Consider the following 17863-nt stretch of genomic DNA (forward strand, 5'->3'; position numbering starts at 1 on the left):
TTGCATTAATTTTGATGGTCTTATAGCTCAGTTGGTAGAGCACTACCTCGACAAGGTAGTGGTCACAGGTTCGAGTCCTGTTGGGACCACCATTTCTCTTTAATTTTCTTCAAAATTTATTTATTTAATCGTAAACCAATCAACAATCCCGTATAATCCGCGATATTTTCTCAACGAGGGACACCCTTATGGATATTATTGCACTCAAGCATGATGATCAAATAATCGATTTACAAACGGCAGAAGCACTTGGAATTACGGGTGAAGAGATCGTTTACGACAACTCTCCCGATTCTCTCGAAGTTCTTCGCCACTCATGTGCGCACTTGATGGCTGAAGCGATCAAGGCACTCTATACCGATGCAAAATTTTTCGTCGGACCGACGGTAAAAGAGGGTTTTTATTACGATTTCAAAGTAAACGAAACGCTCAATGAAGAAGACTTGAAAACGATCGAAAAAAAGATGCTCGACATTGCCAAAGGCAAAGAGAAGATCACCCGTTACGAAATTACCAAAGAGGAAGCTCGCGTTAAATTCGCAAACGACCATTTGAAACAAGCGGTTATGGATCGTATCCCGTCCGAAACCGTAACGATCTATAAGCAAGGTGAATTCGAAGACCTTTGCCGTGGGCCTCACTTGCCGAGTGTCGGTTTGATCCGTTATTTTAAGCTTACCAAAATCTCCGGTGCGTATCTCGGAGGCGACAGTAAAAACGAAATGTTGACCCGTATCTACGGTATCGCGTTTGCTGACAAAGAGTCACTCAAAGCGTATCTTGATCAAATGGCGGAAGCCGAAAAACGCGACCACCGCAAAATCGGTGCCGAGATGAAACTTTTCACTTTCCGTGAAGAGGTCGGTGCGGGATTCCCGATCTGGCTCCCTGCGGGTGCGCGTATGCGTTCACGTTTGGAACAACTCCTTTTCAAAGCCCACCGCAAGCGCGGCTATGAGCCGGTACGCGGTCCAGAGATGTTGCGTAGCGATCTATGGAAAGTATCGGGTCACTATCAAAACTACGGTGAAAACATGTATTTCACCCATATCGACGAGTTGGAGTTCGGGGTTAAACCGATGAACTGTGTTGGTCATATCAAAGTGTACGAACATGATTTGCATTCGTACCGTGACCTTCCCCTCAAATATTTCGAATACGGGGTGGTACACCGCCATGAAATGACGGGAGCGCTTCACGGGTTGTTCCGTGTTCGTGAGTTTACCCAAGACGACGCACATATTTTCTGTACGACCGATCAGATCGAACAGCAAATTATCGAAGTTGTCGATTTCGTTGATAAGATCATGAAAACATTTGAGTTTAACTACAAAATGATGATCTCGACCAAGCCTGAAAAAGCGGTCGGTGATGACGCTGTTTGGGAGATTTCAACCAACGCACTCAAGAACGCGATGGATAAAAACAACCTCACCTATGAGATCGATGAGGGGGGCGGAGCGTTTTACGGTCCTAAAATTGATATCAAAATTACCGATGCTATCGGACGTGAATGGCAGTGCGGAACGATCCAGCTCGATTTCAATCTTCCGGCGCGGTTTGAGCTCGAATACAACGGCGAAGAGAATGTTAAAATTCAACCTGTAATGATTCACCGCGCAATTTTAGGTTCTTTTGAGCGATTTGTTGGTATATTGACGGAGCATTACGCTGGGGAGTTCCCGATGTTTATCGCTCCGACGCAGGTTGCAATCGTTCCGATTGCCCCTTCACACGAAGCATACGCACGTGAATTGGCCGATAAATTGATCGATTTGGGTGCCGATTTTGAGATTTTCGATAAAAATGAAAGTCTTAATAAACGTATCCGTACAGCGGAAAAAGGTCGTGTACCGATGATCATCGTTTTAGGCGATGAAGAGGTAAACAACAAAAGCATTGCAGTGCGTGATCGCAGGTCACGTGAGCAATACAACCTAAGCGAAGAAAATTTCCTCGCAATGGTTAAACAAAAAATTAATGAGGTACATTTTTGATTAAGAAACAAGACCGAGTCCAAATGAACGAGGATATCCGCGTTCCTGAGGTACGTTGTGTAGTAGATGGTGGTGAAGCATTAGGGATCATTACGATTCAAGAGGCTATGGCTAAAGCCAACGAACTGGGGCTTGACCTCGTATTGATCTCTCCGGATGCGAAACCGCCGGTTGCAAAGATCATGGACTACGGTAAGTTTCATTATCAAGAAGAGAAAAAGAAAAAAGAGGCACGCAAAAAGCAGACCAAAGTTGAAGTCAAAGAGATCAAACTTTCGGTCAAAATCGCTGAAAATGATGTTAGCTATAAAGTAAAACATGCGCGTGAATTCCTCGAAGAGGGGAAACATGTCCATTTCCGTGTATTCTTACGCGGTCGTGAGATGGCACACCCTGAAGCTGCTGTTGCGGTTTTACAGCGTGTTTGGCCGATGGTTGAAGATATCGGTATGATGTATAAAACACCTGCTATGGAAGGGCGTTATTGCAATATGATGATCCATCCAATCAAAAAAGAAGATAAAAAATAAAAGATTCTTCTCACATTTAGATCCTGAATCAAGTTTGGAATGACTGCGTTACGAGTCAGCGTCATCCTGAACTCGATTCGGAATCTAACTTCTAACGATAACAAAACATCAGTAAAAGCTTTTTTATGGTATAATCCGCGTCTCGTTTAGAGAATTTTTGCGAAAGGATCAAGCCGATGCCAAAAATGAAATCAGTAAAAGGGGCGGTTAAACGCTTCAAAGTAAAGAAAAACGGCACGCTCAAACGTGGTTCTGCATTCCGTAGTCATATTTTGACTAAACAAGATGCAGGAACTCGTCGCGGGCAAAAAACACCGAAAGTTGTTGCTGCTGTTGATGCTAAAAACATCAAAAAGATGATCGTAGGCTAAAACCTATTAACCCTCCAGCGTAACGTTGGGCAAGTCCGCATAGCGGCACCCCGTCATTTATATTTGAAGTGAACCGGGTCAAGAAAGGAAAAAAATGCCAAGAGTAAAAACTGGTGTCGTAAGACGCAGACGTCATAAAAAAGTATTGAAACTCGCACGTGGTTTCTACAGTGCACGCCACAAACATTTCCGTAAAGCGAAAGAGCAACTCGAGCGCTCACTCGTATACGCGTTTCGTGATCGTAAACAGAAAAAACGTGAATTCCGCAAATTGTGGATTATCCGTATCAATGCGGCATGCCGCCTAAACGGAATGAGCTATTCAGTATTCATGAACGGCCTTAAACGTGCCAACATCGAACTTGATCGCAAAATCCTTGCTGATTTCGCTATGAACGACGCAGCGGCATTTACTGCCCTCACCGCTCAAGCTAAAGCAGCGCTGTAATTCTAAACACTTCGGGGGTAACTCCTCGAAGACTTCTTCTCTTTTTTCATACATCCAAACCTAATTCAAAACGACAAACCGTTCAAAGAACGATTTATTGCTCGATTCTATACCCTTTGTTCTCAAGACATTTTTGACACTCAACTGTGATCGGAGCACGTGAAGCTTCAGTAGCTGCTTTGAGATCATAATAGCGGCACTCTTGAAAATCGGCTTTAATACGCTCTTCGGTTTTACCTGCAGGGCATATAACACCATTCACAGCAATTTGTTTTTCAGCACATCCGCTGACTAAAAGTGTAACAGTGACAGTAGCAAGAAATAGAGCTTTTTTCATAATTAATGTTCCTCTTTGAGTGAATTTTCGAATAAATAGCGGTGTTCAATCGGTAAAGTGTTATAGATCACGTTGGCTAAATCGCGGATTTCCCAAAGTGCGGCTTTATCGCTACGAAGCGAAATAAAGTTCTGTAGACTTCGTGCATTTATTGTCCATGTTAATTCTGTTTTGTAACTCTCAGGAAGGCAGTATTTGGCACGATCGTTACTTATCCCTTCTACGAGTACCAGTCGGAGGTTTTCGAGCGCTCTGATGCTCATTTGATCAACCATCTCTACACCGCTCATAACTAAATATTTTGAAGCCCGCTCGATATCATCAATAGCATAGGGGGCTTCATCTTTCAACTCTTTGAGGGTGTAGCGGGTACTTTTAACCGAGAGACTCGCCATGCGGTGACGTGCGAGCTCTTGGAGCAATGCACGGCTAATCCCTTCTAAATAAAAATTATAGACGAGATGCTCCAGTGTAGATGCGTGTTTGAATTTATTTCCGACACGATCGATAAGGGCACGGTCAGCTTCCCCTCCGTTGTCGCTTTTGTCAAAGCTTTGCCAACACGTACGGATGGCATCGGAACAGATTACAAGAGGTGTATAGTGGTGCAGGGTTACTTTCATGGGTGTGTCTTTGGAAGTAGTTTTGAGAGAGTATAGCGAAGATGGGATTAAAAGAGAATCAGTTCATGGTTTGACAGGCTCATTACGAACGGATAATTTCCGTTCACCCTGAGCTTGTCGAAGGGTGTTACATTACGAAAACGTGTGGAACGATAAGCGGGTATTTTTTCATTTTGCGATAGATGTGTTTGCGCACAACTTGGCGTAAATCATTTTCCAACGCTTTAGGGTTCTCGATAAGACCCGGTTTGAGGTTAATGAGAAAGTGTTCTAATACATCTTCCATCTCTTGGGCGAATGCTTTATCGTGACGATCGGCTACGATACCAAAGCTGGTGACAAGCGGTTTGGAAAGGAGGCGTGATTCTGCGGCGCTGACTTGCGCCACCAGCATAACCATCCCTTCACTTGCCATTTTTTGGCGATCGATAACAATATCGTCTTCGATTTGGTGGTTATTCTGGTTATCAATATACGTTTTACCGGTTTTAACCGTTTTGGCTTTACGCATCATTTTGGTGTTCACTTCGATGCAGTCGCCATCACTCATAAGGAGGATATTACGCTCAGGAACGCCACAGGTGATTGCGGTATCTTTGTGCTTCATAATGTGATTATATTCACCGTGAACAGGGAGGAAGAATTTAGGGTTGGTAAGGCGAAGCATTAATTTCTGCTCTTCCATACTCGCATGTCCTGAAACGTGGATATCGCGGTCATTGGCGACACGAGCTCCGGCACGTTGGAGATAGTTGAGCATTCCTGAAATAGAACCCTCATTCCCCGGAATCGCACGGGCAGAGAGGACGATCAAATCGGTCGGTTTGATTTTGATGTGGCGGTGTTCACCGATTGCCATACGGAAAAGGGCTGAGCTTGGTTCTCCCTGACTTCCTGTGGTAACGATAAGAACATCTTTATCGCTCATGCGGTTTGCCTCTTCGGCATCGATGAAGATATTTTTTGGAATTTTGATGTAATCGTATTGCATACACACTTCGAGGTTACGCTCCATGGAGCGACCGATAACACACACTTTACGGTTGTATTTAATACCGGCTAAAATAGCTTGGTACACGCGGTGAATGTTTGAGCTAAAGGTCGACATAATGATACGACCTTCAGATTTTGAGAAAATACGATCAAACCCAGGCGCTACGGTAAGCTCACTCGGTGTCCACTCTTTATTGTACGAGTTAGTCGAATCTGAGAGAAGACATAGAACCCCTTTTTCTCCATAATGGGCAAGACGGTGCAAATCAGCAGTATAGCCATCTACCGGAGTATGGTCGATTTTAAAGTCACCCGTATGGATGATGGTACCCGCTTTGGTCGTGATCGCCAATGATGAAGAATCGATGATTGAGTGGGTCATGTGCATCCATTCGATATCGAAATCGTTTCCGATGCGGTACACTTGACGTTTTACGATCGGATTGAAATAACGGCGGAAATCACGCATGTGATGCTCGTCGAATTTATTACCGATCATTGCTAAAGGAAGCGGTGTCCCGTAAATCGGGAATTGCATCTCTTTGAAAAGGTACGGTACCCCTCCGATGTGGTCTTCGTGAGCATGGGTAATGATAACGGCTACGATTTTTTTACGAATTTCACGTAAATAGGTAAAATCAGGGACAAGAATATCAACACCGTGCATCTCTTCATCTGGGAAGCTCATTCCGATATCGATGACGATTGCTTCATTTTCGGTTTCGATGACCGTGATGTTTCCACCGATTTCTCCGAGTCCTCCGAGAGGGGTAATACGGACTTTATCGTTGTTATTAAGATCGAGTTTGAAATGAGGATTGAGACGATTTTTATGAGCGTCTTGGTTTTTCATAACAAAATCACGTAAGTTTCCATCTATCGGCGCACTTGGTGCCCCACGGCGTCCGCCACGTCCTCGGTCGCGACCTGAACGATTTGGTTCGGCATCGGTCGCATTTTCTGATCCCTCTACACGATCCGTGCGCGGTGGGCGGTTGTCTTGGCGTGGAGGACGGTTGTCGGTACGCGGTGGGCGATTATCATGACGCGGAGGTCTGTTATCGGTACGTGGCGGACGGTTGTCTTGACGCGGTGGGCGATTGTCTTCGCGAGGTTCAGCGCTTGGACGCTCAGCTGTTGCTGCTTCTGAGCCTTCTGGACGGTTGGCATTTCGGCTACGGAAAGGGCGGCGGTTGCTGCGGCGTTGGCGATTTTCCCCTTGGGGTTGTGCTGGTGATTCTGTTTGTTCATCGGACATAATATTTCCTTCTGTACGCTCTGGCGTAATAGTTTTTTAGGTATGTTTGGATGCTCTAAAATGCCCAGAAAAGGTTATTTTATAAGGGCGTAGAGCCGGTGAAAGTCAGAGGTGTCAAGCTGATGAGGTCGGATGGAGCGTTCCAGTTCAAGCGTTTCAAAGGCTTGAACGAGAAGAACACCATCATAGCGTGAGGAGAGATTTTTGTGGAGGGTTTTACGGGGCTGTGTAAAGGCCGCTCGTAAAAATTCTTCAAACCCTTCATCATTACGATTCGACCGTTTAGAAATGAGCAGTACGGATGAATCGACTTTGGGAGCTGGCTCGAATGCGCTGGGGGGGACGCTTAACACGATCTCCGCCTCAGCCACACTCTGCGTAATTACGCTGAGCGCTCCAAAAGCTCTCTCTCCAGGTGAGGCAGAAAATTTCTCTGCTACTTCACGCTGTATCATGACAAGCAAGTTTCGGCACGCCGGATCGGCGAGGGCTTTTAGGATGATGTTGGTCGCGATGTAATAGGGCAAATTTGCCACTAAATCGTACGGTTCATCCAAAAGCTCACTCTTCCAATGCTCTAACACATCTCCGCAACGGAGTTCAAGAGTATTGGTACTGATAGCATCGGCAAATTGGTGCTTCAAATGCTTGCACAAGTCGGTATCGACCTCAAAAGCAGTAACACTTTTGACATCAACTAAATACTTAGTTAAATCACCTAATCCAGGCCCGATTTCTGCGATACGATGAGGTGTATCGGGCATCGATTGGATGATTTGTGCTAAAACAGCTTCATCTTTTAAAAAGTTCTGGCCAAATTTTTTCTTGGCGATAGCGGCACGGTCTTTTTGCATTGCCCTGATTGTACCCGATAAAGTGTTAATAGCTTATTAAAGCACAAAAATGTCCGTTTTTAGGTGATTTGAATGAAGGTTATCAATTCACAGCCTTTATCGTTACTTTTGGTAATGCACACTATACTTCCGTAATGATAGTGCTAAAGGGTTTCCATGGATAATTTTTTTGCAAAACGGATCATTCCTTGTTTGGATGTTAAAGATGGCCGTGTTGTCAAAGGTGTTAATTTTGTCGGGCTCAAAGATGCGGGAGACCCCGTCGAAGTGGCAAAACGGTACAACGAAGAGGGGGCGGATGAGATAACTTTTCTCGATATTACCGCTTCACACGAAGAGCGTGATACGATTGTTCATATCGTCGAACAGGTCGCGAAAGAGGTATTTATCCCCCTTACCGTCGGCGGTGGAATACGGGTTCTGGATGATATTTACAAACTTCTTGCCGTCGGGTGTGACAAAGTGAGTATCAACTCTGCGGCGATCAAACGCCCTGAGTTTATCAATGAAGGCTCAAAACGGTTCGGAAGTCAGTGTATCGTAGTGGCTATCGATGTGAAAAAAACGGGCGATCAATACAACGTTTATCTCAATGGCGGGCGAGTCGATACAGGGATTAATGCACTGGAGTGGGCAAAAGAGGTCGTAGATCGCGGAGCGGGGGAGATTCTCCTCACCTCGATGGACGCTGATGGAACCAAAGCGGGATTTGATCTCTCCATCACCGAACAAATCAGCCGCGCTGTGAATGTTCCCGTCATCGCCAGCGGCGGTGCGGGGACGATGGAACATATCAAAGAGGCGTTTGAACACGGTGCCGATGCGGCATTGGCGGCGAGTATTTTCCATTACAAAGAGATCGACATTATGGATCTCAAACGCTATCTATCGGCTAACGGGATTCCGGTACGCTTATGATACTCTGCGCAGGGAACAATGAGACGTTTGATTTTGCGATACCGATAGGTGTGGGTTTGATCGACAGTGCGATCAATCTCACCCGTCACTGTTTGGTTCACAAGCCTGAATTTCTCCTCTTCGTCGGGAGTGCGGGAAGTTACGGCGAACCTAAAATCAATGACATCATCGAGTCTAAAACGGCGGCTAACATCGAGTTAGGGTTTTTGGATAAAAGTGCCTATACCCCTATCGATAACGTCGTTTCGGCACAAATGGAAGCGATCAAAGATGTTATTGTAAACTCTTCGAACTACATCACGACGAGTGAGCGTGCAATGGTGCAAATGAGAGCGCTCGGGATGGGGATTGAGAACATGGAATTTTTCAGCGTGATGCGGGTGGCGCAGGTGTTCGGTATTCCTGCGGGTGGGGTGTTTTGTATCACGAACTACTGCGACGCAAACGCTCACCGCGACTTTATCGCTAATCACGGATTCGCCAAAGTGCTGTTACGTGAACATCTCAAAGAAAAAGGGTTAATCCATGGGTAAAAAATGTATTTTGGATTACACCAAAGCGGAACTCGCTTCAATGGTGAAACCCTCGTTTCGTGCTAAACAAATTTGGGGATGGATTTATCATCAGTATGCGACAAATTTTGACACGATGGCAAACCTCCCCAAAGCGATGCGCGAAGAGCTGGAACGCGAATATGAGATCATGCCCCTCAAAATCGCCCGAAAAGAGTGTTCAACGGATGGAACGATCAAATATCTCTTCGAACTGAGTGACGGTAAGACGGTTGAGACGGTGTGGCTCAAGATGAAAGATGAGTCCATCGATGAAGAGGGAAATATCGAGCATGAAGCCCGCTTTACGGTGTGTGTCTCGACACAGGTGGGATGCAAAGTGGGATGTTCGTTTTGTCTCACCGCCAAAGGGGGGTTTACCCGTGATCTGAGCGCGGGGGAAATCGTTGCGCAGGTATTGGCGGTGAAGATGGATAACAATCTTGCCGCACATCGCCGACTTAACATTGTCTATATGGGGATGGGAGAACCACTCGATAATCTTGATAATCTCGCAAAGGCGATTACGATTTTCAAAGATGAAGAGGGATTGTCTATTTCAGGCAAACGTCAAACCGTATCGACTAGCGGGCTAAGTACGAAGATCGATAAGCTGGGTGAGATGGATTTGGGGGTTCATATCGCTATTTCACTTCATGCGGTGGATGATGAATTGCGCAGTGAACTGATTCCGATGAACAAAGCGTATAACATCGCTTCGATCATTGATGCGGTGAAACGGTTTCCGATCGATACCCGTAAACGGGTAATGTTTGAGTATCTCGTCATCAAAGGAAAAAATGATGATTTGGTCTCGGCAAAAAAATTGGTGAAACTCCTTCATGGGATCAAGGCAAAAGTGAACCTGATCTTTTTTAATCCGTATGAGGGATCTGATTATCAGCGCCCGAGCCGTGCCGATATGGTCGCTTTTCAAGAGTATCTGATTAAACATGGAGTACTCTGCACCATCCGTGATTCCAAAGGGTTAGACATCAGTGCGGCGTGCGGTCAGCTAAAAGAAAAAGAATTAAGTGAGGTTGTGTAATGTCGGGTATGGATTGGTTTCAAGTCGGGTTTTTAGTGATCGTTGTCGGTGTTGGTTTGGGCGGCTTTATTTGGGCCGCTCTGAAAAAAGATTAAAACGTATATTTTAGCATTGCCTGAAACACATCGTTATCAGTGTGATAACTGTTTTCATGGTAATAATGCCATTCGGTTCCCACTTCGAGTTTCCCCTCTTTCATTCCTATTGTTTGCGTGAGGTCAAAAAGCAGTTGATTTTGACTCAAAATATCGCGTGCCGTCCAGTCGGTAAATCCTTCGAAATGCCATCGATCTGCCAGTGGAGCATAATAGTTTAGGGAGAGCTGGTAGGTATGATCACCGATATTTTGATGCTTTCGATAAAGATTGACTCCAAATACTGAAAATCCCGGAAGCGCCAAATCGCATCCTGCTCCGTAAAGCCATGCGTGATACTTATCGCCGCGATTGTATTGGAACGCCGCATAAGTCTCTTTGAGTATTCCGTTAGAGGTTGAAAATCCACCGATTTTATCCAAACTCAGTCGCGGAGATATTTCACCGTAGAGGTCATTTTTTTTATGGGTAAATTGGAGACCCTCATGAGTATAGGCATAATCGGCAAACATAAACAGATCACCGTAGTCAAACGTCCGGTAATGCTCAGCGGTAACGGTCTGTTTTGTCCCTTCGGTTGTATCCATAAAGGTCGCCCCCTCGAAGTCACCATAGAGATACTGGATGTTCGTCGTCGAAAAGGCATTGAGCCCAGATCCTAAGAGAAGACTAGCGAAGAGTAAGTGTTTCATCGATTTCCTTTGGAAAAAGTGCATTGATTTGTGTAATCAGATCGAGCGGATCGCTCTGGAGCCCTAAAACCATGAGCCCAAAATGCAGATGAGGTCCGGTGATACGTCCGGTTGCACCTGTGAGCCCGATACTTTGACCCCGTTTGACACCATCACCTACTTTGACATCAAATCGGCTCATGTGAAAATAGCAGCTGTAAATCCCCTCCCCGTGATCGATGATGACGGTACCTCCGGCGTAATAACGATCTTTGACCAGAACAACGATACCATCATTGCTAGCGAGTATGGGAAGGGGAGTCCGGGCACGAAAATCGACTCCGCCGTGATAGCTTTTTAAAACACCGTTATAGGTGCGTGCGGAGCCGTAAAGACTCGTGATATTGCTCTCCATTGGATGAATAAAGGGTTTGTTCCAATAACGAGTTGGGGTAAGGGTGTTATAGATTTTTTCGGCTTCGGCTTTCTCCTGTGCAATTCGCTGCAATGCTTCGGGGGGAGGTGTTACTTTGGAACTCTCGACATTTAAAACTTCAGTAGGGTAATCAAAGGAACGGATCTCAATAGGTATATTCAACTCTCCCAGAGGATTAATCCATTTTATGTCAATCTCTTGCGCCGGTGAGTGATAATCGGTAGGAATAATAGCAAACCCTTGAGCGGGATTAATGGGATGCGGAAGAACGCTGATGTTTCGTTCATTCATTAGGAGTGTTCCTGAAGCGGAAGAGAGGGGGAGGACGAGACTTTTTCCATTGTACCCCTCAATTCCCGATAATGAAAGAAAACTACCCAATAAGCAGACCAAAAGACGCATAAAACTCCCTATAAATTTTCGTGCTGCTATTGTAGCATTAAGGGGTTTGAAACTAGTTTTAGCGGTTTTATTATGAATTGTGTGTTACTATCAATCATTATATTGGCGGTGAGAAGAGTTAGAGAAAGATAAATATGGGAAGCAGTTATATCGGTCGTCAGCCTATCGTAAACGAAAGAGGTTCGCTCGTAGCGTATGATCTTTTTTATTCGGGGCAAAGCAGTGATGCACATACGACGGCCACGTTAATTAATGATCTGCAAAGTGCCTTTGGAATTGATCGTATTTTAGGGAAGCGGATTGGATTTATACGTGCCGATCACCATTTTATTTTTCATGAATTGCTAGAATTACTTCCGAAAGAGCGGGTCGTATATGCATTGCTCGAAGAGAGTGTGATTGATGAGCGATTGAGTACTCATTTGAAGAGACTTTTTGCCCAAGGGTACCGTTTCGCTCTGAATGATTTTGCCTTTACTCCTGAAAACATTGAAAAATTTTCCCCTATTTTCCCCTATCTGGAATTTGTTAAAATTGATATTACCCGGAGCGGACGGATTAAGCGTGATGATATCGAACGGCTGAAGCAGTTTGGCTTGAATGTTATCGGATCGAAAATAGAATCGCATGATATCCATGCAGAGTGTCTAGCAAAAGGTTTTTTCTATTTCCAGGGCTATTTTATCTCCAAGCCAAAAGTGCTAGAAAATCCCTCTTTTTCGCTCAATCAAGAATCCGTTATGCAGTTGTGGAATATGCTCCAGTGTGAAGTGGAAATCGATGAACTGGTACGGGCTTTTGAGCTCAATCACATGGTCAGTCTGAAATTAATCCGTTTTATCAATTCGGCCATTTTTTCGCTTCGTAATCCTGTTTCCTCCATCCGGCATGTTCTGACATTGATGGGGCGAGAGCCGCTGTCGCGATGGATAATGCTGTTGATGTTCTCTGAATCGCAAGAATCGGATCAAAACAATATTCCGCTTTTGCTAATGGTGGTCAATCGAACAGAGTTGATGACAAAGCTTTTGAACCTGATTGTTCCGCACCCGACCAAGGCTCAGAGTGCTGCCGCCTATTTTGTCGGGATGCTCTCGTTGATCCATCTGCTTTTTCATATTCCCCATAGAGATGTTTTAAAGCGGCTCAATGTTGCTCCTGATATCGAGCGGGCGCTGTTTGAGGGAGACGGTTTTTACGGTGAATTGCTTACGATGGTGCGCTCTATCGAGATGTTGGATTCGGAGGGGATTGAGAAGTTTTTAGCAAAACACTCTTTAGACTCTTCGGTTTTGGAACCGTTGATAGCCGAAGCGATGGAAAAAGTAAATCAGTTTGATGAGGCAATGGGGTAAACGAGCTTATGAGACTACTTTATTGCGGCCTAGCTCTTTTGCCTCATATAATTTTTCATCAACCCGACGAAGTGCACTGTCGATTGTTTCCTCATAAGTACATTGGATGACCCCAAAACTACAAGTTACATTTTGTTGAATGCTAAATGGGTAAACTTCAATTTTCTTACGCAATTTTTCAGCGGTTAAAACACTTTGAGAGAGTTCACTTTCGGGAAGAATAATCGTAAACTCTTCTCCACCCCATCTGGAGATATGGTCGCTTGAACGCAACTGTGCATTCACTAATGATGAAAGTTCTTCCAACACACTATCTCCCGCATGATGTCCTAGTAAATCATTGATATTTTTAAAATAGTCTATATCAAATATTATGAGGGATAGGGGACGTTTGTAACGCTGACTTTTATCCAGTTCTTCTTTGAATATTTTGGTAAAAAATCTTCGATTACCAATCTGCGTTAATGAATCAATTAAGCTCAAATGCTCTTTCTCTTCAAGAATTCGTATCGTATAACAACGTTGCGCGGTCATCATTAAAATAGAAAATGTGACGGTAAAAATAAATACCTGAAGCATGATCAACGAGAGTCTATGGTCACCTTCAAAGGAAAATTGGCTGTATCCTGATGCCGTTCCCAATATAGCTAAAATAACAACAATGGCTAAAAAAATAAGGTTGATTCCATTTTGTAATCGAGTACTTGCCCAGATAAGCGGGAATAAAATTAGATATTCAATCGGGTAGCGTTTATCGAAAAAATAGCCTGAACCAAAAATAACGATTGCCGAAATAACCAACACCGAAAGAATAAGTGCAATTTCCACAATATGTTCTTTTGAAACAATACTGATATTACGCTGTAAAACATACGCTACAAATATAGGAACAATTAAAATGAATCCAATCAGATCACCAAAAAACCATACTGCCCAACCTAGCATCTGATGCTCTGTGGCTAACATGCCATTAAGATACAACATTGTTGTGCCCATACTGGATGTAATAAATGCACCGATTACACTGTAAAAAATAAATGAAATGATGGTATCGGTATCATAAAAAATATCATCTTTGATCACATTTTTGGAACTTTTCATGATAAACCAATACGCGACTGCTGGACCGATAGTATTGCCGATTGCAATCTCAAATGCCACCATCGGAGAACTCAAAGTCATATTTAAAAAGAAAGCACCAATAAAAATACCGGGTAAAACGACATAGCCCCGAAAAAATAAAAATGAGAGAGCAACACCGGTTGGGGGCCAAATGGCAAAGATACTTGATGATTCACTTAAAGAAAGAGGTGTAACCAGTTTTGCTGAGAAAAAGTAGACAAAAGATGTTACAACGGCATAAAAAAATATCTTAGAAAGTGTTTTTTGATTGATTAAACTATCCATTGGCAACCTTTCCTCAGATTTTAATAATACACTTCAATGCATTTGATTTCAAGAGCGGACTTTATCTTAATATCGACAAAAGAGCTTTTTTTGTGTTATAAAATAGATCATACTGGAAAGTTCTTTAGATTGATTGTTGAATTGGAGAAAAAGGTTGGTAAAAATGGAAGAATTTGTTGTGTAAGTCTATCGAAGCCCGTAAAAATAGGGGTTTATCGATGGTGCGGATGAAAGGACTTGAACCTTCACACCTTGCGGCACCAGATCCTAAGTCTGGCGTGTCTACCAATTTCACCACATCCGCGCACGTATAAAAAGTCTAAGGTGGTACGCCCTAGAGGATTCGAACCTCTGACCGATGCCTTAGAAGGGCATTGCTCTATCCAGCTGAGCTAAGGACGCATGAGTATATATGGTGCGCCCGATAGGGTTCGAACCTATAACCTACGGATCCGAAGTCCGTTACTCTATCCAGTTGAGCTACGAACGCACAATCGCCTTCTAAAACATCGTGTATCAAAGGTGTTTCAAACCAGAAACAAATGGGGTGGGTGATGGGGATCGAACCCACGACCCTCAGAACCACAACCTGATGCTCTAACCGACTGAGCTACACCCACCATCTGTAATAAAGAATCTGTTTGAAATAATACAAAAAAAAGAAAAAAACATGGTCGGGGCGAGAGGACTCGAACCTCCGGCCCCTTGGTCCCAAACCAAGTACTCTAACCAGACTGAGCTACGCCCCGACCTTCATCTAATTTAAACTCGAGTGAGCTAATTAGTGAGGCGAAATTATAGTTGAAAATCCAATAATTGTCAAGAGACATGCGTAAGAGTGTGAAGAAATCGATTCATATTGATCTCATGAAGGGTCTAAAAATTACAAAGAGGGTGAAAATGATGTATAATTGAGTCTTATTGAAAGCAAGATTGCCCTATACGGTGAGATTGCGTGTTGGAGGGGAAATGAAAGGTATTTTTCGTAAAAAAGATATGTCCGGTGCATCTGGAGAATTTAAACGTAGTCTGGGACTAATGGATGTAACGTTCATTGGTGTCGGTGCGGTAATCGGTGCAGGGATATTTGTTATTACGGGGCAAGCGGCGGCCACCATGGCGGGTCCTGCTATCGTATTGTCATTTTTGCTCGGTGCAGTGATGATCGGAATTACGGCTCTTATTTATGCGGAGCTTAGTTCTGCCTATCCGGTAGCGGGGAGTGCTTATAGCTTTACATTTGCCTCGTTGGGAGAAGTGTTTGCGTGGTTTGTCGGGTGGAATTTGCTGCTCGAATACGGTGTCGCTACCGCCGCAGTTGCTACGGGATGGTCGGGGTATTTACGCCGTTTTTTAGAAAACAGCATGAATATTCATATTCCGCAGGCGCTAAGCGGCGCGTATAATCCAAGTGCCGGAACGTACATCGATATCAGTGCATTCGGGATTATTTTGGCCATTTTTGTCCTTCTTGCGATTGGAATCAAAGAGAGCGCCAAGGTTAATACGGCCATTGTATTTATCAAGCTTGGCGTTTTGGTAACATTTGTGGTGGTAGGACTTCCTCACGTTGATTTCAATAATCTCACCAACTTTTTGCCATTTGGATGGGAAGGGGTTTGGCACGGGGCCGCACTGATTATTTTTGCCTATCTCGGGTTTGATGCCATCAGTACGGTCGCAGAAGAGACCAAAAATCCTGAACGTAATATTCCATTGGGGCTGATCCTCTCATTGGCTCTTAGTGTCGTCTTTTTCATCCTTGTGAGCTTTACCCTCACTGCAATCGTCCCTTATCAAAGTCTCAATGTTCCTGATGCGTTGGCATTTGCCCTCTATCAAGTGAATGAGCCGTTTGCGGCAAACGTGATCGCATTGGGTGCGGTCATTACAATTACGACGGTTATGATCGTTATGGGGCTGGGATTTACCCGTATCTTTTTTGCCCTTGCCCGTGACGGACTTTTACCGAAAACTTTGAGTGAAATCCATCCAAAATACAATACCCCTTATAAAGCGACTCTTATCGGCGGTGTTATTCTGAGTATTATGGCGGGACTTATTCCCCTAAAAACGTTGGCAGAGTTGGTCAATATCGGAACCTTGTTCGCCTATCTGATGGTGGCGGTAGCGATTATCGTGTTACGACGCCAAAATGTCATTCAACCGATCTTTAAAGTACCTGCATTTAAAATCCTCATGCCGCTCAATTTCATTTTGATTATTTTTATGATGGCGGGATTGCCGTTTGATACCTGGTTGCGATTTATCGGATGGTCGATTATCGGGATGCTGATTTACGCCTTTTACGGTGCAAAACGTTCAAAGGGCGAGTAATGGCGATATCGGTATGGCGTCAAGTCTTGACACTTCCCGTTATCGTCATCGCGATGGGGTATTTTGTTGATATTTACGATCTGATTTTATTCGGAGTGGTGCGGGTCGAGAGTTTGAGTGAATTGGGGCTTGATAAAGAGGGGATTACCCTGTGGGGATCGATTATTCTCAATGCACAAATGGGTGGGATGCTGATCGGCGGAATCCTCTGGGGAATTCTCGGAGATAAAAAAGGGCGGCTTTCCGTGCTGTTCGCCTCGATTATCCTCTATTCGGTTGCAAATTTGCTGAATGCATTTGTCACCAATGTTGAGCAGTATGCACTGCTTCGTTTTATTGCCGGAATCGGTTTGGCGGGTGAGCTGGGTGCGGGGGTGACTCTGGTTGCTGAAATCCTCCCTAAAGAGCTACGGGGCTACGGCGTGATGAGTATCGCCGCGTTCGGTGTCCTCGGAGTCGTTGCCGCTAATATCGTCGCCGAAAACTTTGCATGGCGAAATGCCTATATCATCGGGGGCGTATTGGGCTTTTTGCTGTTGATTTTACGTTTCCGTGTCCGAGAATCGGAAATGTTTCAGCACCACGCGTCTGATGATGTGAAGCGGGGGCATTTTTTCGCCCTCTTTTCCCATAGAAAACTATTCACAAAATACATCAAAGCGATTGTTATCGGGATGCCCTTATGGTATGTCGTTGGTGTTTTGGTAATGTTCTCCCCTGAATTTGCCAAAGCATTAGAGATTAGCGGAGAAGTGACGGCGGGTCAGGCGCTTATGTATACGTATATCGGACTCTCGGTCGGTGATTTGGCGAGTGGATATCTCTCCCAACAGATGCAAAGTCGAAAGAAGGCTTACACTATTTTTATGGTTCTTTCGGTGGTTAGTGTCCTTTATTATTTTACTCTATCGGGCGCAACAGCTGGGTCATTTTATGCAGCAGTATTTTTACTCGGTGTGTTTTGCGGTTACTGGGCCCTTTTTATCACAATGGCGGCAGAGCAGTTCGGTACTAATATCCGAGCGACTGTCGCAACAACAGTTCCAAATTTTGTACGCGGTTCGGTGGTTCCGATTACGTCGAGCTTCATGCTTTTAAAAGAGAGTATGGGGGTTCTGGGTTCAGCGGCAGTGGTGGGATCGGTTGTATTTACGATCGCTTTGGTCGCGCTCTATTTTACCCGCGAGACGTTTCATGAGGATTTGGACTACATCGAAGCATAAAAAACTTCC

At 44.4% G+C, this 17863-nt stretch carries 17 protein-coding genes and 6 tRNA genes; 11 read left to right on the forward strand and 12 right to left on the reverse strand.

All coding sequences use genetic code 11. The features are described from left to right. Nucleotides 1-16 precede the first annotated feature (16 nt). The 5 genes from B649_RS00480 (at nt 17) to rplT (ending at nt 3346) form a co-directional block, all read left to right on the forward strand. Nucleotides 17-92: transfer RNA gene (locus B649_RS00480), tRNA-Val, on the forward strand. Between the two features lie 96 nt (nt 93-188). Next, a complete protein-coding gene (thrS, locus tag B649_RS00485) occupies nt 189-1997 on the forward strand; it encodes a threonine--tRNA ligase (RefSeq protein ID WP_015652536.1) in 1809 nt (602 codons plus the stop codon). A 23-nt stretch (nt 1998-2020) separates the two neighbouring features. Then, nucleotides 2021-2527, forward strand: coding sequence for a translation initiation factor IF-3 (gene infC, locus B649_RS00490; protein ID WP_041192473.1), 507 nt, complete (start codon nt 2021-2023; stop codon nt 2525-2527). Between the two features lie 176 nt (nt 2528-2703). Then, on the forward strand, nt 2704-2898 hold the full coding sequence (gene rpmI, locus B649_RS00495; RefSeq protein ID WP_015652538.1) for a 50S ribosomal protein L35: 195 nt from the start codon (nt 2704-2706) through the stop codon (nt 2896-2898). A 94-nt stretch (nt 2899-2992) separates the two neighbouring features. Further along, nucleotides 2993-3346, forward strand: a complete 354-nt coding sequence (rplT, locus tag B649_RS00500) for a 50S ribosomal protein L20 (RefSeq protein WP_015652539.1) — start codon at nt 2993-2995, stop codon at nt 3344-3346. A gap of 94 nt (nt 3347-3440) precedes the next feature. Here the strand turns inward: rplT and B649_RS00505 are convergent, their stop codons facing one another. The 4 genes from B649_RS00505 to rsmA form a co-directional block, all read right to left on the reverse strand. Next, nucleotides 3441-3683: a hypothetical protein gene (locus tag B649_RS00505; RefSeq protein ID WP_015652540.1), complete on the reverse strand. Its 243-nt coding sequence runs from the start codon at nt 3681-3683 to the stop codon at nt 3441-3443. A gap of 2 nt (nt 3684-3685) precedes the next feature. Further along, nucleotides 3686-4306, reverse strand: a complete 621-nt coding sequence (thyX, locus tag B649_RS00510) for an FAD-dependent thymidylate synthase (protein ID WP_015652541.1) — start codon at nt 4304-4306, stop codon at nt 3686-3688. Nucleotides 4307-4433: 127 nt separating this feature from the next. After that, entirely contained in the window at nt 4434-6557 is a 2124-nt protein-coding gene (locus tag B649_RS00515) for a ribonuclease J (protein ID WP_015652542.1), read from the reverse strand. A 74-nt stretch (nt 6558-6631) separates the two neighbouring features. Continuing rightward, nucleotides 6632-7411, reverse strand: coding sequence for a 16S rRNA (adenine(1518)-N(6)/adenine(1519)-N(6))-dimethyltransferase RsmA (rsmA, locus tag B649_RS00520; RefSeq protein WP_015652543.1), 780 nt, complete (start codon nt 7409-7411; stop codon nt 6632-6634). A 156-nt stretch (nt 7412-7567) separates the two neighbouring features. Between rsmA and hisF the strand changes: the two genes are divergently transcribed. The 3 genes from hisF to rlmN are packed head-to-tail and all read left to right on the forward strand — an operon-like array spanning nt 7568 to nt 9928. Further along, nucleotides 7568-8329 (forward strand): imidazole glycerol phosphate synthase subunit HisF, encoded by a 762-nt coding sequence (hisF, locus tag B649_RS00525; protein WP_015652544.1) that lies wholly within the window; start codon nt 7568-7570, stop codon nt 8327-8329. Beyond that, a complete protein-coding gene (locus B649_RS00530; RefSeq protein ID WP_015652545.1) occupies nt 8326-8862 on the forward strand; it encodes a hypothetical protein in 537 nt (178 codons plus the stop codon). The genes hisF and B649_RS00530 overlap by 4 nt, the downstream gene beginning before the upstream one ends. Then, entirely contained in the window at nt 8855-9928 is a 1074-nt protein-coding gene (gene rlmN, locus B649_RS00535; protein ID WP_015652546.1) for a 23S rRNA (adenine(2503)-C(2))-methyltransferase RlmN, read from the forward strand. Before B649_RS00530 ends, rlmN begins: the two co-directional genes overlap by 8 nt. 91 nt (nt 9929-10019) lie before the next feature. On the opposite strand, the gene B649_RS00540 is transcribed toward rlmN, so the two are convergent. Continuing rightward, nucleotides 10020-10715, reverse strand: coding sequence for an outer membrane protein OmpK (locus B649_RS00540; protein WP_015652547.1), 696 nt, complete (start codon nt 10713-10715; stop codon nt 10020-10022). Continuing rightward, nucleotides 10693-11532, reverse strand: coding sequence for a M23 family metallopeptidase (locus B649_RS00545; RefSeq protein WP_015652548.1), 840 nt, complete (start codon nt 11530-11532; stop codon nt 10693-10695). Before B649_RS00545 ends, B649_RS00540 begins: the two co-directional genes overlap by 23 nt. 134 nt (nt 11533-11666) lie before the next feature. Here B649_RS00545 and B649_RS00550 point away from each other — a divergent pair, with 134 nt between their 5' ends. Continuing rightward, a complete protein-coding gene (locus B649_RS00550) occupies nt 11667-12887 on the forward strand; it encodes an HDOD domain-containing protein (protein WP_015652549.1) in 1221 nt (406 codons plus the stop codon). A 6-nt stretch (nt 12888-12893) separates the two neighbouring features. Here B649_RS00550 and B649_RS12005 read toward each other — a convergent pair whose 3' ends face one another. The 6 genes from B649_RS12005 to B649_RS00580 form a co-directional block, all read right to left on the reverse strand. Beyond that, a complete protein-coding gene (locus B649_RS12005) occupies nt 12894-14294 on the reverse strand; it encodes a diguanylate cyclase (protein WP_015652550.1) in 1401 nt (466 codons plus the stop codon). 219 nt (nt 14295-14513) lie between these two features. Continuing rightward, nucleotides 14514-14598, reverse strand: a tRNA-Leu gene (locus tag B649_RS00560). 21 nt (nt 14599-14619) lie between these two features. Continuing rightward, nucleotides 14620-14696 (reverse strand) — tRNA-Arg (locus tag B649_RS00565). Nucleotides 14697-14707: 11 nt separating this feature from the next. Next, nucleotides 14708-14784, reverse strand: a tRNA-Arg gene (locus B649_RS00570). Between the two features lie 53 nt (nt 14785-14837). After that, a tRNA-His gene (locus B649_RS00575) sits at nt 14838-14914 on the reverse strand. 51 nt (nt 14915-14965) lie between these two features. Beyond that, nucleotides 14966-15043, reverse strand: a tRNA-Pro gene (locus tag B649_RS00580). Between the two features lie 220 nt (nt 15044-15263). Here B649_RS00580 and B649_RS00585 point away from each other — a divergent pair. Next, the gene (locus tag B649_RS00585; RefSeq protein ID WP_015652551.1) at nt 15264-16631 is read left to right on the forward strand and encodes an amino acid permease; all 1368 of its coding nucleotides are present in this window, start codon (nt 15264-15266) and stop codon (nt 16629-16631) included. Then, nucleotides 16568-17854: an MFS transporter gene (locus B649_RS00590; RefSeq protein WP_291750913.1), complete on the forward strand. Its 1287-nt coding sequence runs from the start codon at nt 16568-16570 to the stop codon at nt 17852-17854. The genes B649_RS00585 and B649_RS00590 overlap by 64 nt, the downstream gene beginning before the upstream one ends. Nucleotides 17855-17863: the final 9 nt, after the last annotated feature.

Origin of the sequence: Candidatus Sulfuricurvum sp. RIFRC-1, assembly GCF_000310245.1 — a bacterium.
Classification (GTDB): Bacteria; Campylobacterota; Campylobacteria; order Campylobacterales; family Sulfurimonadaceae; genus Sulfuricurvum.

Excerpts from the sequence above, each read along its gene's own strand:
- thrS (WP_015652536.1), top strand. The coding sequence starts at position 189 with ATGGATATTATTGCACTCAAGCATGATGATCAAATAATCGATTTACAA.
- infC (WP_041192473.1), top strand. The coding sequence starts at position 2,021 with ATGAACGAGGATATCCGCGTTCCTGAGGTACGTTGTGTAGTAGATGGT.
- rpmI (WP_015652538.1), top strand. The coding sequence starts at position 2,704 with ATGCCAAAAATGAAATCAGTAAAAGGGGCGGTTAAACGCTTCAAAGTA.
- rplT (WP_015652539.1), top strand. The coding sequence starts at position 2,993 with ATGCCAAGAGTAAAAACTGGTGTCGTAAGACGCAGACGTCATAAAAAA.
- B649_RS00505 (WP_015652540.1), bottom strand. The coding sequence starts at position 3,683 with ATGAAAAAAGCTCTATTTCTTGCTACTGTCACTGTTACACTTTTAGTC.
- thyX (WP_015652541.1), bottom strand. The coding sequence starts at position 4,306 with ATGAAAGTAACCCTGCACCACTATACACCTCTTGTAATCTGTTCCGAT.
- B649_RS00515 (WP_015652542.1), bottom strand. The coding sequence starts at position 6,557 with ATGTCCGATGAACAAACAGAATCACCAGCACAACCCCAAGGGGAAAAT.
- rsmA (WP_015652543.1), bottom strand. The coding sequence starts at position 7,411 with ATGCAAAAAGACCGTGCCGCTATCGCCAAGAAAAAATTTGGCCAGAAC.
- hisF (WP_015652544.1), top strand. The coding sequence starts at position 7,568 with ATGGATAATTTTTTTGCAAAACGGATCATTCCTTGTTTGGATGTTAAA.
- B649_RS00530 (WP_015652545.1), top strand. The coding sequence starts at position 8,326 with ATGATACTCTGCGCAGGGAACAATGAGACGTTTGATTTTGCGATACCG.
- rlmN (WP_015652546.1), top strand. The coding sequence starts at position 8,855 with ATGGGTAAAAAATGTATTTTGGATTACACCAAAGCGGAACTCGCTTCA.
- B649_RS00540 (WP_015652547.1), bottom strand. The coding sequence starts at position 10,715 with ATGAAACACTTACTCTTCGCTAGTCTTCTCTTAGGATCTGGGCTCAAT.
- B649_RS00545 (WP_015652548.1), bottom strand. The coding sequence starts at position 11,532 with ATGCGTCTTTTGGTCTGCTTATTGGGTAGTTTTCTTTCATTATCGGGA.
- B649_RS00550 (WP_015652549.1), top strand. The coding sequence starts at position 11,667 with ATGGGAAGCAGTTATATCGGTCGTCAGCCTATCGTAAACGAAAGAGGT.
- B649_RS12005 (WP_015652550.1), bottom strand. The coding sequence starts at position 14,294 with ATGGATAGTTTAATCAATCAAAAAACACTTTCTAAGATATTTTTTTAT.
- B649_RS00585 (WP_015652551.1), top strand. The coding sequence starts at position 15,264 with ATGAAAGGTATTTTTCGTAAAAAAGATATGTCCGGTGCATCTGGAGAA.
- B649_RS00590 (WP_291750913.1), top strand. The coding sequence starts at position 16,568 with ATGGTCGATTATCGGGATGCTGATTTACGCCTTTTACGGTGCAAAACG.